This window comes from Allonocardiopsis opalescens, assembly GCF_003002095.1.
GTDB classification, from domain to species: Bacteria; Actinomycetota; Actinomycetes; order Streptosporangiales; family Streptosporangiaceae; genus Allonocardiopsis; species Allonocardiopsis opalescens.
In genome coordinates, this window is record NZ_PVZC01000007.1 from 231,529 (window position 1) to 245,810 (window position 14,282).

Here is a 14,282-nt window from a genome sequence, read left to right on the forward strand (position 1 = left end):
ATCCAGGCGAGGTCGGGAGGGGACTTTCCGCCCGGCGGTGCACGCGTTCCCCACCCGGCACCCCGCGATCCGGAGCACTGAAGAAATTTCTCCGGCACCGCTGCAAAAACGCAAGAGCCCGTTCGTGGAGGGGGTGTGGGGCCGGAACGGCCGGTCCCGAACCGCAGGAGGTCCGCCATGAACACGTCCGCGATCACCGGCACCATCCCCACCCGCGCCGGGACGGTCTCGGCGCCGGGTGAGCTGACCGCCGACCGGGTCACCAAGTCGCTGCTGGGATACGGGGTGCTCGCCGGGCCGGTGTACGTCGCGGTCTCTTCGGCGCAGGCCGTGCTGCGGGAGGGCTTCGACCCGGCGCGGCACGCCTGGAGCCAGCTCGCGCTCGGCGAGTTCGGCTGGGTGCAGGTCGCGAACTTCGTCCTCAGCGGGGCGATGGTGATCGCCTTCGCGGTGGGGCTGCGCCGGGCGCTGCGGAGCGGCCCGGCGGCGCTGTGGGCGCCGGTCCTGATCGGGGTCTTCGGGCTCAGCATGGTCGTGGCGGGGATCTTCCCCGTCGACGCCGGCGGCGGCTTCCCGGCCGGCGTCCCCGCGCCCGCGGCGATGAGCGCCGGCGCCCTGGTCCACCTGGCCTCGGGCGCCGTCGGCTTCCCGTGCCTGGCGGCCGGGCTGTGGGTGCTCGCCCGGCGGCTGGGCCGCGAGGGCTTCACCCGGCTGGCCGCGGCCTCCCGGATCACCGGCGCGTTCTTCCTGGCCTCCTTCGCGGGGATGGCGTCGGGCGCCCTGGGCGGCGCCGGCATCCCCGTCTTCACCGCCGGGGCGGTGTCCGCGCTCGGGCTGCTCGCCGTGCTGGCGGTGCACCGCTACCGCCAGATGCCCGACACCAACGGATGACCGGTGCGGCGCACGCAGCTACCGGCGCCGATCCGCCATCATTGCCGACGAACCGACCAGAAGGAGATCCGGCCATGCGCTACCTCGTCATCCTGCAGGCCGCCCCGCCGCAGGAGCCCCCGCCCGCCGAGCTGATGGCCGCGATCATGCGGCTGGGCCAGGAGGCCGTCGCCTCCGGCGCGATGCTCGACAACGCGGGCCTGGCGCCCAGCGCCGACGGCGCCCGGGTGACGCTCGACGGCGACGCCGTCACGGTCACCGACGGCCCGTTCGCGGAGTCCAAGGAGATGATCAGCTACGCCCTCTACGACACCCGCACCAAGGCCGAGGCGGTGGAGTGGGCGCGGCGCTTCGTCGCGCTGCACGCCGAGCACTGGCCCGCGTGGCAGGGCGAGGCGACGGTGCTGCGGGTGTTCGGGCCCGAGGACCTGCCCGCCCCCGAGGGCGCTGGGGCCTGAGTGCCCGCCGCTCCCCCGGACCCGGTGGCCGGGCGCGAGGCCGTCGAAGCGGTCTGGCGGATCGAGTCCGCCCGGCTGATCGCGGCGCTGGCCCGGTTCACCGGCGATATCGGCCTGGCCGAGGACCTGGCGCAGGACGCGCTGCTCGCCGCGCTCCAGCAGTGGCCGGCCACCGGAACACCGCCCAACCCCGGAGGCTGGCTGATGACCACCGCGAAGAACCGCGCCGTGGACGGCTTCCGGCGCGAGGCCCTGCACCGGCGCACCGTGCAGGGCCTCGGCCACCAGGTCTACCGGCAGGGCGAGGACCCCTCGGTGCGCCCGGCGGACGAGGCCGACGCCGCCCTCGACGACCCGGTCGGCGACGACGAGCTGCGGCTGCTGTTCGCCGCCTGCCACCCCGAGCTGCGCCGCGAGTACCGGGTGGCGCTGACGCTGCGCTGCCTGGCCGGGCTGAGCACCCCTCAGATCGCGCGGGCCTTCCTGGTGGCGGACTCCGTGGTCGGCCAGCGCGTGTCGCGCGCCAAGAAGACCCTCCGCGACAAGGGGATCGGGCTGCACATGCCCGAGCCGGCCGACCTCCCCGAGCGGCTGTCGTCGGTGCTGGAGGTCATCTACCTGATCTTCAACGAGGGCTACAGCGCCAGCTCGGGCGAGGACTGGATGCGCCCCGAGCTGTGCCACGACGCGCTGCGCCTGGCCCGGCGCACCGCCGCCCTGGTGCCCGGGCACGCCGAGGCGCAGGGGCTGCTGGCGCTGCTGGAGTTCACCCAGTCCCGGGCCGCCGCCCGCCACGACGCCGAGGGCGCGCCCGTACTCCTGCAGGACCAGGACCGCGGCCGGTGGGACCGGCTGCTCATCGGCCGCGGCTTCGCCGCGCTGGCCCGCGCGCACCGCCTCGGCTCGGTCGGGCCCTACGTGCTGCAGGCCGCGATCGCCGGCTGCCACGCCGCCGCCCCGTCGGCGCAGGACACCGACTGGGCGCGCATCGCCGGGCTCTACGACACGCTGGAGCGGCACCAGCCCACCCCCGTCGTCACCCTCAACCGCGCCGCCGCGCACGGCCGCGCCCACGGCGCCGCGGCCGGGCTGGCCGTGCTCGCCACCCTGCCCGCGGGCTCGCTCGACCGCTATCCGCAGCGCCACGCCGTCGAGGGCGAACTGCTCGCGTGGGCGGGACGGCGCGGCGAGGCCGGCGCCGCCTACCGGCGCGCGGCCGAGCTCACCGCCAACGCCGCCGAACGGCGGCTGCTGCTGCGGCGAGCCGCCTCGACCGCTCCGAGCTGAGGCGGAAGGGTCGAGCCGCAGGCCACCCGCAGGCCGACCCCCACTGCAACCGATGTTCACGCCGAGTGGGGGACCCAGTTCAGTTCCGTTATGCAGGATCGGTCTCCGCTGGCCACGGGGCCGGCACCCCCCCACCAACCGGAGACAGTGCATGTTGAGAAACTCACCGCGGCGACGCGGTAAGCTCCGCGCGGCCCTGACGGCCCTCACCGTCCTCGCGGTCGCCGGCTCGGCCGCGGCGCTCCCCGCCGCCGCCGACACCGCGGCGGACCCCCTCGCCGCCGGCTGGAACGCGACCGCCTACCGCGGCCAGGTCGAGGTGGTCCGCACGCCGGAGGGCCCGGCCGACCCCTCCGTGCTGACCGGCCACGTCTTCGTCGACCGCGACCGCGACAGCACCGCCGACCGCAACGAGCGCGGTCTCGCCGGTGTCGTGGTCTCCAACGGGCGCGACGTGGTGACCACCGACCGGCGCGGCCGCTACGAGCTGCCCGTCTACGACAACATGACGGTGTTCGTCACCCAGCCGTCCGGCTACCAGGTGCCGGTGGACGAGGCCAATGTCGCGCAGTTCCACTACCACCACCTGCCCGAGGGCTCCCCGCAGCTGCGCTACGGCGGTCTCGCCCCCACCGGGCCGCTCCCCGACGCGGTGAACTTCCCCCTCGTGCGCAGCGGGCTCACCCGGGCGGCGGAGCAGCACTGCGTGATGGCCGGCGACCTCCAGACCTACAACGAGACCGAGGTCGAGTACGCCCGCCGGGGCGCGATCAGCGACCTCGCCGGACGGCACGACTACCAGGGCTGCGGCACCCTGTTCGTCGGCGACGTCGTCGGCGACGACCTGTCGCTCTACCCGGACGTGCGGGAGCTGACCGGCCTGACCAACGGGCCCGCCCGCTTCCTGCCCGGCAACCACGACCTGGACTTCGACTCCGCGAGCCCCGAGCACGCCTTCGACACCTTCCGCGCCCAGCTCGCGCCCACCTACTACTCCTACGACGTGGGCGATGTGCACATCGTGGCGCTGAACACGGTGCGCTACCCGTGCACCCCGGACGACGACATCAACGACCGGCTCGGCGCGCACTGCGACGACCCGGAGAACACCCCCCGCTACATCGGCTGGCTCGACGAGGAGCAGCTGGCCTGGCTGGAGCGGGACCTGGCCCGGGTGGACGAGGACAAGCTGGTCGTGGTGGCCGGCCACATCGGCCTGCTCAACTTCGCCGACGAGGGCAGCGCGGTCCACCAGGTCGCCCAGGTGCGCGAGGTCTACGAGCTGCTTGAGGGGCGCAGGGCCGTCGCCATCGCCGGGCACAGCCACTCGGTGGAGAACATGCGGACCGGCGACCTCGTCCAGGGCTGGAACGAGCTCTTCGGCATCGAGGGCCTGCCCTTCCCGCACATCACCGCCGGCGCCATCTCCGGCGACTGGTACTCCGGTGAGCTGACCGAGCACGGCTACCCCCTCGCGGTCGGCCGCGACGGCGCCCCTCCCGGCCTGCTCACCCTCGACATCCGGCGCGACTCCTTCCGCGAGCGCTACACCGCGACCGGCAGGGACGACGGCGAGCAGACCCAGCTGGGCATCAACAGCCCGACCTACCGCGAGTGGTACGCCGAGCGGCAGGACTGGAACGACGAGCCCGTGGGCGAGGCGCCGGAGCTCGGCGACCCGCTCGTGGTGGACCGCGAGGACCTGGCCGGCACCACCTGGCTCACCACCAACTTCTGGATCGGCTCCACCGGCTCCACGGTCGAGGTCTCGATCGACCGCGGCCGGGCCCGCCCGGCCACCCGCACCCAGCCGCTCCAGGGCGAGGACCAGCGGATCGGCCCGGAGTGGTCGGACCCGTACGCCGCCGCCCAGCAGCTGGTCAACGGCGGCAGCCTCGCCGACCGCGCCATGCACATCTGGCGCTACGAGCTCCCCGCCGACCTCGACGCGGGCCCGCACCGCGCCGTGGTCACCGCGACCGACGCCCACGGCCGCGCCTTCACCGACGTGATCGACTTCCACGTCGTCGAGGAGCGGTAGCCGCCGCCCGCCCGTCCCGGGGCCGCCACCGCGTCCGGTGGCGGCCCCGGCCGTCCGCGGCCGCCGCGCCCGTCCGTCAGCTCGCGGCCCGCGCCTTCAGCACCTCGGCCGCGGCGCGCACCCCGCTGGTGACCGCGCCCTCCAGGGTGCCGTTGGCGGGGAAGGCGGCGGTCTCGGTGGCCGCCCAGTGGATCCGCCCGGCCGGGCGGCGCAGCAGCGGGCCGAACTCGGTGAGGAAGCCCGGCGGGGTCGGGGACTGGTAGGCCCGGTTGTAGGAGTCGGGGCCGGCCGAGGAGCGGACGAAGGCGAGCGGGTCGGCGGCCAGCGGGCCGAAGGCCTGCTCCAGGCTGGCGAGCAGCACGCTGCGGTGCCGCTCGGGCGCGTCGATGACGCTCTGGTCGGCGCCGAGCGGGTCGGCGTCGCCGAAGGTGTAGGTGTGGGCGACCAGGCGGCCGAAGGAGGCGTCGGCGGGGCTGTCGTCGAAGGTCCAGGCGGGGATGCCGCCGTCGAAGACGGCCTCGCCGGACAGGCCGCGGTTGCGCCAGAACGGCCGCCAGTAGGTGATGTCGGTGCGGACGATCTCCGCCTGCGGCCACTGCCGCTGCATCCGCACCCGGCTCGACGGCAGGCCCGGGGCGAAGTCGACGCGCTGCGCGTCGGCCGGCGAGAGCGCCAGGATGACCCGGTCGGCGCTGAGCGAGCCCCAGGAGCCGGACAGGCGCGCCCCCTCGGCGTCCTGCTCGATCCGCGCGACGTGGTGCCCGGTGCGGACGCCGCCCACCGCGTCGGCCAGCCGCTCCAGCAGCTCGACGGGGCTCAGCCGGAGCGGTTCCCGGTCGTCGTCCAGCACCGGGCCGACGTGGGCGAGCAGCCACAGCATGCTGATGCGGTCGGCGGGCAGGCCCGCCTCGAAGGTCAGCTGCTCCTCGACCAGTTCGAGCACGTCGTCGTCGGAGGAGTGGGTCCGCAGCCAGGTGTGCGCGGTCTGGGCGTCCAGTTCCTCCGCGCCGGCGGACCGCCACGGCTCGGCCGGATCCAGGTCGCCGGTGAGCCGGGCGAGCCGGCCCAGGACCCACTCGTTGCGCAGCCGCGTCCACCAGGAGGTGCCCAGGGGGATGTTCTCGGTGCTCACCGCGGTCTCGCCGGACTCGTCGACGCGCAGGGCGTCCAGCGCCTGGGCGGGCTCGGCCTCCTCCGCTCCGACGCCGAGCTCCTCGGCGAGGTCCAGTACCGCGCGGTCGGAGTGGCGGACGAACATGCGCCCCGGGGCGGCGTCGTCGTCGGGCCGCGCCCCCGGTGTGGGCGGCAGCAGCCCGGCCCGGCCCCCGGGCTCCGGGGAGCCCTCCAGCACGGCCAGCGAGTCCACGCCCTCTGAACGCAGGTATCGCGCCGCCGCCAGCCCGGACAGCCCGGCCCCGACGATCGCGACCGCCACGTGCTCCATCATCGCCCTCTCCATCGACCGGCTTCTTGCGGGGACAACGCGCCGGCCGGTGCCGGAGTGCCGCCTCCGGCCGCGCTCACAGGGCGCCGGTCAGGCCGCCCGCGTCCACGGTGAGGGTCGTGCCGCTGATGTAGCCGGCCCGGTCCGACAGCAGGAAGAGGACGGCCTCCGCGACCTCGCGGGCGGTGCCGATGCGGGCGGCCGGGTTCTTCCTGCGCAGGTCCGCCAGCAGTTCCTCGCGCATGCCGCCGAGCATCGGGGTGTCGATGACGCCGGGGCAGACCGCGTTGACCCGGATGCCGCTCGCGGCGTACTCGGCGGCGAGGCTGCGGGTGAGGCCGACCACGGCGTGCTTGCTCGCGGTGTAGGAGGCCGACATGCTGTCGGCCGAGCGCAGGCCGGCGACCGAGGCGCAGTTGACGATGGAGCCGAAGCCCTGGGGCGCCATGGCGGCCAGTTCGGCGCGCAGGCAGCGCCAGGTGCCCTTGACGTTCACCTCGATCACCCGGTCGAAGGCGCGCTCGTCGGCCTGGTGGAAGGGGACGCCGCGCAGCGGGCCGTCGGCCCCCGCGACCCCGGCCGCGTTGAAGGCGCCGTGCAGGTCACCGGGGAGGGCGCGGACGCGCTCGAAGAGCGCGTCGGTGTCGGACGGCGAGGTGACGTCGGAGCGCGCGAACACGGTGCGGGCGCGCCGCGCCGGCTCCAGCGAGTCGGCCAGCCGCGCGGCCGCCGCCTCGTCGCGGCCGCTGAAGACGACCGTCGCGCCCTCGATCCCGGCCAGCAGGCGGACGGTCTCGGCGCCGATACCGGAGGTACCGCCGACCACCAGGTACTTCACGATCATCCTCCGGTCTCGGGTGCGGCCGACGACGAGGCCTGCAGCACGCCGCCCGGCCCGCCGGTGCCGGCGACGGCATCGCCCACCCGCGCCGCCAGGCGCAGGATGTCGCCGTGGTCGTGGGCGGCGGTCACCGTGGTGCGCACCGCGTTGACGGTGCCCGACCACGGGGGCGTGATGCGGACCCCGTAGACGCCGGCGGCCAGCAGCGCGGCGTGGTGGCGCTCGGCCTCCTCGGGGCCGGCGAAGACCAGCGGCACGATGGCGGACTGGGTGCCGCCGATCGCCAGGCCGGCCGCGCGCAGCGCGTTCCGCCAGATGCCGGCGTTGACCCGCAGCCGCTCCGCGAGCACGGCGCCCTCGTCCAGCAGCGTCCTGGCGGCGCGGTGGGCGAGGAAGGCGTGGATCGGCGACAGGCCGGTGGAGAAGGCGGCCCCGCGCTGCGGGCGGATCCGGTCGATGAGCTCCCGCGGCCCGGTGGCGTAGCCCCCGCTGGAGCCGAGCGTCTTGGCGAGGGTGCCGACGCGCAGGTGTGCCGCGGTGTCCAGGGCGCCGAAGTGCTCGGCCGCGCCGCGTCCGGACGGGCCGAGCTGGCCCAGGGAGCAGGCTTCGTCGACGATCAGCAGGCAGCCGTGCCGCTCGGCCAGCCGGTGCAGGGCGGGCAGGTCGGCGATGTCGCCCTCGACGCCGAAGAGCCCCTCGGTGACGACCGCCCTGCGCCGGCCCGGGGCAGCGGCCTCGCTCAGCAGCCGGTCGAGCTCTTCGAGGTCGTTGTGGCCGAAGACGTGCAGGCGCGCCCCGCTGAGCAGGCAGCCGTCCAGGATCGACCGGTGCGCGCTCTCGTCCACGAACAGGTGGTCGCCCGGGCCGGCGACGGCGGCGATGGCCGTGGTGTTGGCCAGGTAGGCCGAGCTGAACAGCACCGCCGCCTCGGTCCCGTGCAGTTCGCGGAGGGCGTCGGCCAGGCTCTCGTGCCAGACGGTGTACGCGTTGACCTCGGCCGAGCCGTGGGAGTGCGGCGGCAGGCCGGAGGCCCAGAACTCGTCCAGCGCCGCCGGTCCGGCGTTGCGGGTGCCCAGGCCGAGGTAGTCGTTGGAGCAGCAGTGCGCGAAGGTGCGGGTCCCGAAGGTGATCGAGGTGTTCGACACGCGCGTCACGGGACCCAGCGCGGCGGCCGCCGCCGGGCGCGGGGGCGCCGCGCGCCCCTGGGGAGCGCGGCGCGGGGGCGCGGCCGGCGGCTCCGGGGCCCCGTCCAGCGCCGCGCGCACCTCGGCCAGGGACATCGCCGGGCTCAGCTCCAGGGCGCGCCGCCCGGCGGGGCCGTCCGCCAGCCGGCTCGCGATGGACATGAAGCGCAGTGAGTCGACGCCGAGTTCGAGCAGGGGGACGTCGTCGGGGGGAGCGTCCATGCCGGTGTGCCGGCGGACGAAGTCCAGCACGGGATCGCCGCCCCGGGCGGCGGGCTCCGCGCCGTCGATCCGGAGCCGGGCCCGGCGGCGCAGCTCCGCGAAGTCGATCTTGCGGTTGAGGGTCATCGGGACGGCGGGCAGCGTGATGATGTGCTGCGGGACCGCGTAGTGCGGGAGGCGCCCCTGGAGGAAGGCCCGGAAGCCGGCCGCGGCGAACTCCAGGGCCGGGTCCGCCGGCACCACGAAGGCGGCGAGGGTGGGCAGGCCGTCGGCCTCCACCATGACGGTCACCGCGTCGGCGGCCTGCGGGTGGGCCCGGCAGGCGGCGCTGACCTCGTCCGTCTCCACCCGGTAGCCGGCGATCTTGACCTGGCCGTCGGCCCGCCCGGAGCTGATCACGCCGAGGCTCGGGCTCAGGTACCCCAGGTCGCCGGTCAGGTAGGTGGGCAGCGGGCGGCCGGGCGCGGCGGCGCGGAAGCGCTCCGCCGCGAGCTCCGGGCTGTTCAGGTAGCCCAGGCTGATGTGCTCGCTGCTCAGGGTGATCTCGCCGGTCTCGAAGGGCAGCCGGGGCGCGCCGCCGCCCGGTGCGGCGACGCCGATCACCGCGTCCCGCATGCCCCGGCCGAGCGGGACGACCGCCGGCAGCGCGGCGATCTCCGCGGCCGTGCCGGGGACCTCGAAGTAGGAGACGGCGCGCTGGGTCTCGGTGGAGCCGTAGAGGTTGAGGATCCTGGCCGCGGGCGCCGCCCGGCGCAGCCGGAGCGCCTGGTCGCGGGTGAGCGGGCTGCCCACGGACAGGTAGAGCCGCAGCTCGGGCAGGTCCGCGCCGGAGCCGGTCAGGGACGGGATGAGGACGGGGTTGAGGCAGACCGCCCCGATCCGCTCCCGCCGCAGCCACTCGGCGAGCCGCGCGGGCTCGTCGAGCACCCCTTCCCCGGGGATGGCGACGGCGCCGCCGAGGTAGAGCGGGGTCATGATGTCGCGTTGGAGGGGGTCGTGCCCGAGGCTGGAGCACAGGCCGAAGCGGAGGTCCGCCAGCGGCCCGAATCGGGCGTCCATCCAGTCGTAGAAGTGGCCGAGCGAGCTGTAGCGGCCGGCCACCGCCTTGGGCTCGCCGGTGGTGCCCGAGGTGAAGGTGACGATGGCGCAGTCGTCGGGGCCGAAGGGCTCCGGGCCGGACGCCGGGTGCGGCGGGTCGGCCCCGGCGGCCGCCGCCAGCTCGCGCTCGTCCATGACGGGGGCGCCGGCCGCCGGCGTGCCCGCGCGGCCGGCGAGGTCGATGACGAGGGCGGGCCCGAGGACGGCGGCGCAGGCGTCGATGTAGCCGTCGGGGTGGCGGGGGTCGACCAGCGATACCGCGAGCCCGGCCTTGAGGGCCGCGACGAAGGCCGTCACCAGTTCGGGCCCGCGCCGCGGCAGCACGAGCACGCGGGCGCCCGCTTGCGGTGCCCGCTCCCGCAGGGCGGCCGCCAGGGCGCCGGTCCGCCGGGCGAGCTCCCCGTAGGACACGGTGCCGTCGGGCGTGTGCAGGGCGGGGCGGTCGGGGTGGCGCTCGGCCAGGCTCTCGAAGCGGGCGACGAAGCCCGGCGGCGCCCCGGCGCCGTCCTCCGGGCGCCCGGGCGCCTCCGGCGCCGCGAAGGCCCGCCGGATCGCGGCCTCGCGCCGACCGGCGTCGCCGGACTCGTGCCCGGGCAGGGCGGACAGAGCGCGCAGGGCCGTCTCCACCACCGTCCCGAGCCCTTCCAGCACCCGTTCCGCCGCGGGGACGCGCACCTCCACCCGCGTGCCGGCGGGCGCGGACGCGAGGACGACGGCGGTGCGCGGAGCGAGCCGGTCCAGCAGGCCGGCCGGTGCCGCGTCGGCGTCGACGATCGCGTGGACCGGGCCGGAGCCGCCCGCGCCGGCCGGAGCCGGGACCCGTCCCACCACCACGAGTTCGCCCGGGAAGGCGGCGTCGAGCAGCGCGTGGAGATCGCGGACGGCACGCAGCGCGTCGTCCTTGCCCAGGCCGACCGAGAAGCGGTGCACGGCCCGGTCGCCCGGCCCGGCGGGCGCCGGGGCGGCCGCGCGAGGCGAGGGACCGGCGTCCTCCCGGACGCCGTCCGGCGGTATCGGGTCGTCATCCTGCACCTGGCCACTCCCCTACAGGCTCCCGGAAGAATCATTCTCCCGGCGGCGCGATAAAGAAAGCAGGCGGCACCGTGGCGCTGGTAACAATTCATCGCTCCAGGTCCGGCATTTCCCGAAGAACGCCGTTTCGACGGAAATAGTTCTCATGGCCGACAATGACGAACTTCCAGGTGGACTCGGACGTACAGCCGTTTTCCGTGTCGCGCCGCCACCGCATTGGGAATTGCGGCAGGATTCGACTCGCGGCCTTGTTCCGCCTTGACCGATGAGCGATCACCTGCCGCCGCGAAGCGGCGGTCCGCGAAATGGGGAGCACGATGACGACCGGCCGGACGCCGCTGGACGAGCACCGCGAACTGAACACGGACGGCACCGCCGCGGCCGGGCTGTGCGAGCGCGCGGCGGAGGCCGGCGTCGAGTACGTCCACTTCCAGACGGTGACGCTCACCGGCCGGCTCGTGGGCAAGACCGTGCCGGCCCGGCAGCTGCGGCGCGGCCTCGAAACGGGGGTGCAGATGTTCCGCTCGGTCCTGGCCGACCTGCGCACCGACGCGGCCGGCGCGCCGCTCGGCGGCGGCGAGGACGCCGCGGAGTTCACCGCGATGCCCGATCTGGACACCTTCGCCGTGCTGCCCTGGGACCCCCGGTCGGCCTGGTTCCTGTGCCGCCTCTACGAGCCCGGGCACCGGCCCGACGGGGTCGGCGGTCGGCCGCTGGCCACCGACGCTCGCGGCGCGCTGCGGCGGCTGCACGCCGATTTCACCGCACGGACCGGCCTGGAGCTGCGCAGCGGCTGCGAGCCCGAGGCGACCTGGAGCGGGCCCGGGCTGGAGCGCCCCGAGGGCCACCGGGTGTCGCCGGCCTTCGACTGCGCGGCCATGGACCGGCTGCGCCCGGTCTACCAGCGCGTCGTGGAGTACGGGCAGGCGCTGGGCCTGGAGATGATCGAGGGCGGGCACGAGGGCGATGACGGGCAGCTGGAGATGAACTGGCTGTACGACCACGCCGACCGCACCGCCGACCGCCTGGTGGTGCACCGCACGATCTGCCGGCAGGTCGCCCGCGAGTCCGGCGCGGCCGTCACCTTCATGCCCAAGGCCGCCGCGAACTCCCTGGGCAACGGCCTCCACCACAACCTCAGCCTGTGGCGGGGCGGCGAGAACGCCTTCAGCGAGCCCGGCGAGACGGCCCTGCACCTGACCGAGACCGGCCGCCACGCCGTCGGCGGCGTCCTGCGGCACACCGCGGCCATGGCGGCGGTCGTCTGCCCCACCGTCAACTCCTACAAGCGCCTGGACCAGGCCGGCGGCTTCACCCCCTCGCGCGTCGACTGGGGCTGGGAGACCAAGACCTGCGCGGTGCGCGTGCCGGCCAACGGGCGGATCGAGTACCGGGTGCCGGACGCGATGGCCAACCCCTACCTCTCGCACGCCGTCCTGCTGGCCGCCGTGGAGGACGGCATCAAGAACCAGATCGACCCGGGCCCCGCCAAGGGGTGCGGCCCTCCGGCGGCCGCAGAGCCCTTCCCGGGCCTGCCCGCCTCCCTGGGCGAGGCGCTGGAGCTCTTCACCGCCTCCCCGGTCATCACCGGCGCCCTCGGCCGGGAGACCGCCGAGCTCTTCACGGAGCTGAAGTCCGCGGAATGGGCGCGCTTCCGCCGGGCGGTCACCGACTGGGAGCTGGCCGAGTACCGCGACGCCGGCTGCTGAGGCGGCCGGCCGGGAGCCCGGCTCAGGCGCAGGCCAGGATCGTCCGGCCGAAGGGCCCGAAGCCCCGGCCGGGGGCGGCGGTGTCGACGGCGCAGGCGCCGTGCCGGGGTGCGGCGCACCCCGGCACGGCGCGTCCTGGCCCGCGGTCGGCGCCGCGAGCAGACTCGGGCAGGACGGACCGCCACCAGCCGGGAGGAACCGACATGCCGCACCGTCCCACCGAGCACGACGACCTGGTCCGCCGGCTGCGGACCCTGGAGGACAAGGAGGCGCTGCGCGGACTCCTCATCCGGGGCTGGCGGGCGCTGGACCGCAAGGACTGGCAGAGCTGGATCGAGTGCTGGGCCGAGGACGCGGTGCTGGAGTTCGGCCCCTGGGAGGCGATCCGCGGCCGGGACGCGGTCCGGGCCAGGGTGGAGGCGGCGGAAGCGGCGTACCCGGCCATGCAGCACCACATCCTCAACTCGCACTTCGAGGTGGACGGCGACCGCGCGACCGGCGTCGGCTACATGTGGTTCGTGGCCGTCACGGCGCCCGGGCGCAGTTCCGCCCCCTACGCCATGGGCGGCCCCTACGACTGGGAGTTCCGCCGGGGGCCGGACGGCTGGCGGCTGGTCCGCCAGGGGCTGGGCGTCTGGTGGACCGACGGCGAGGACGCGATGCGCGCCTTCGAGTAGGCGGGGTTCCCGCGGCCCGGCGGGGTGCGGGCGCGGGGCGCTGTCCTATGATGCCGTGCGCCTGGTCGCCGTCCCGGCCGCCAGGCGGCACCGGGCCGCCCGCGATGGCCTGAGACCGCCACCGCCCCGCGAAAGGCCGCCCGTGACCGCCAGCCCCGCCCCGGCGCATCCCGCGCAGCGACGCGTCCTGACCGTGCTGGTGGCCGCCCAGGTCCTCAGCGGTGCCGGGCTGGCCGCCGGCATCACGGTGGGCGCGCTGCTCGCCCAGGACATGCTCGGCTCCACCGGCCTGGCCGGGCTGCCCACCGCCCTGTTCACCATCGGCTCGGCCGCCGCCGCCGTCCTGATCGGACGCACCTCGCAGCGGCTGGGCCGGCGCGCCGGGCTGGCCGGCGGCTACGCCGCCGGGGCGGCCGGGGCGCTGGGCGTGGTCGCCGCCGCCGTCGCCGAGGCGCCGGCGCTGCTGTTCGCCGCGCTGTTCGTCTACGGCGCGGGCAGCGCCACCAACCTCCAGGCCCGCTACGCCGGCGCCGACCTGGCCGCCCCCGGGCTGCGCGCCCGGGCGGTGAGCACCGTGCTGGTGGCCACCACCCTGGGCGCCGTGGCCGGCCCCAACCTGGTCACCCCGCTGGGCGATCTGGCCCGCGCCTGGGGGATCCCGCCGCTGGCCGGGCCGTTCATCCTGGCCGCGGCCGCCTACGCCGCGGCCGCGCTGGTCCTGTGGCTGCTGCTGCGGCCCGACCCGCTCACCACCGCCCGCGCCCTGGCCGCCGCCCACGAGGCCGCCGACACCCCGGACCCGGGCGAGACCGGCGGCGGTGCCGCCGACCGGCGCCGCCTGGTGCTGGGGGCCGCCGTCATGGTCCTGGTCCAGCTCGTGATGATCGCGATCATGACGATGACCCCCGTCCACATGACCCACCACGGCCACTCGGTGGGCGCGGCCGGGCTGGTCATCGCGATCCACGTCGGCGCGATGTTCCTGCCCTCGCCGCTGTCGGGATTCCTGGTCGACCGCTACGGGGCGCCGCCCGTGGCCGCGGCCGCGGGACTCACCCTGGTCGCGGCGGGCCTGCTGGCCGCCCTGGCGCCGCCGCGCTCCGTCCCCCTGCTCGCCCTCGCGCTGGCCCTGCTGGGCCTGGGCTGGAGCCTCGGCCTGGTCAGCGGCACCGCGATCGTCACCGACAGCGTGCCGCTGGCCACCCGCGCCCGGACCCAGGGCATGGTCGACGTCGCCATCGCCGTGGCCGGCGCGGGCGGCGGCATGGCCTCGGGCCCCATCGTGGCCGCCGGCGGCTACACCGTCCTGTCACTGCTCGGCGGCGTCATCGCGCTGGCCATCCTGCCCGCGGTCGCCTACACCGCCCGCCCGCGCCCGGCGCCCGGCCGCGGCTGAGG

General features: G+C 75.9%; 11 protein-coding genes. 7 read left to right on the forward strand and 4 right to left on the reverse strand.

The genetic code is table 11. The annotated features are described in order from the left end of the window. Positions 1–177: 177 nt before the first annotated feature. From CLV72_RS22700 to CLV72_RS22715, 4 genes are all read left to right on the forward strand, one after another. Positions 178–891 (forward strand): DUF998 domain-containing protein, encoded by a 714-nt coding sequence (locus CLV72_RS22700; RefSeq protein ID WP_106249972.1) that lies wholly within the window; start codon positions 178–180, stop codon positions 889–891. A 74-nt stretch (positions 892–965) separates the two neighbouring features. Continuing rightward, positions 966–1,349 carry a YciI family protein gene (locus CLV72_RS22705; protein ID WP_106249974.1) on the forward strand — a complete coding sequence of 128 codons (384 nt, stop codon included), beginning with the start codon at positions 966–968 and terminating at the stop codon, positions 1,347–1,349. Beyond that, positions 1,350–2,636 carry an RNA polymerase sigma factor gene (locus tag CLV72_RS22710; protein ID WP_245930382.1) on the forward strand — a complete coding sequence of 429 codons (1,287 nt, stop codon included), beginning with the start codon at positions 1,350–1,352 and terminating at the stop codon, positions 2,634–2,636. It begins immediately after the preceding gene. Positions 2,637–2,787: 151 nt separating this feature from the next. After that, complete coding sequence (locus CLV72_RS22715) at positions 2,788–4,677, forward strand: calcineurin-like phosphoesterase C-terminal domain-containing protein (RefSeq protein WP_106249977.1); 1,890 nt, start codon at positions 2,788–2,790, stop codon at positions 4,675–4,677. Between the two features lie 76 nt (positions 4,678–4,753). On the opposite strand, the gene CLV72_RS22720 is transcribed toward CLV72_RS22715, so the two are convergent. From CLV72_RS22720 to CLV72_RS22730, 3 genes are all read right to left on the reverse strand, one after another. Further along, positions 4,754–6,136: a flavin monoamine oxidase family protein gene (locus tag CLV72_RS22720; protein ID WP_245930383.1), complete on the reverse strand. Its 1,383-nt coding sequence runs from the start codon at positions 6,134–6,136 to the stop codon at positions 4,754–4,756. 61 nt (positions 6,137–6,197) lie between these two features. Beyond that, on the reverse strand, positions 6,198–6,959 hold the full coding sequence (locus CLV72_RS22725; protein WP_106249979.1) for an SDR family NAD(P)-dependent oxidoreductase: 762 nt from the start codon (positions 6,957–6,959) through the stop codon (positions 6,198–6,200). A 2-nt stretch (positions 6,960–6,961) separates the two neighbouring features. After that, the gene (locus tag CLV72_RS22730; protein ID WP_245930384.1) at positions 6,962–10,498 is read right to left on the reverse strand and encodes an aminotransferase class I/II-fold pyridoxal phosphate-dependent enzyme; all 3,537 of its coding nucleotides are present in this window, start codon (positions 10,496–10,498) and stop codon (positions 6,962–6,964) included. 317 nt (positions 10,499–10,815) lie between these two features. Here CLV72_RS22730 and CLV72_RS22735 point away from each other — a divergent pair, with 317 nt between their 5' ends. After that, positions 10,816–12,207, forward strand: a complete 1,392-nt coding sequence (locus CLV72_RS22735) for a glutamine synthetase family protein (protein ID WP_106249981.1) — start codon at positions 10,816–10,818, stop codon at positions 12,205–12,207. 22 nt (positions 12,208–12,229) lie between these two features. Here the strand turns inward: CLV72_RS22735 and CLV72_RS31855 are convergent, their stop codons facing one another. After that, positions 12,230–12,412 carry a hypothetical protein gene (locus tag CLV72_RS31855; RefSeq protein WP_146159530.1) on the reverse strand — a complete coding sequence of 61 codons (183 nt, stop codon included), beginning with the start codon at positions 12,410–12,412 and terminating at the stop codon, positions 12,230–12,232. On the opposite strand from CLV72_RS31855, the gene CLV72_RS22740 reads away from it, so the two are divergent. After that, positions 12,411–12,884, forward strand: a complete 474-nt coding sequence (locus CLV72_RS22740; RefSeq protein ID WP_106249983.1) for a nuclear transport factor 2 family protein — start codon at positions 12,411–12,413, stop codon at positions 12,882–12,884. The two genes, CLV72_RS31855 and CLV72_RS22740, sit on opposite strands and share 2 nt — an antisense overlap. Before the next feature lie 142 nt (positions 12,885–13,026). After that, a complete protein-coding gene (locus CLV72_RS22745) occupies positions 13,027–14,280 on the forward strand; it encodes an MFS transporter (RefSeq protein WP_170141080.1) in 1,254 nt (417 codons plus the stop codon). The last annotated feature ends 2 nt before the right edge of the window (positions 14,281–14,282 follow it).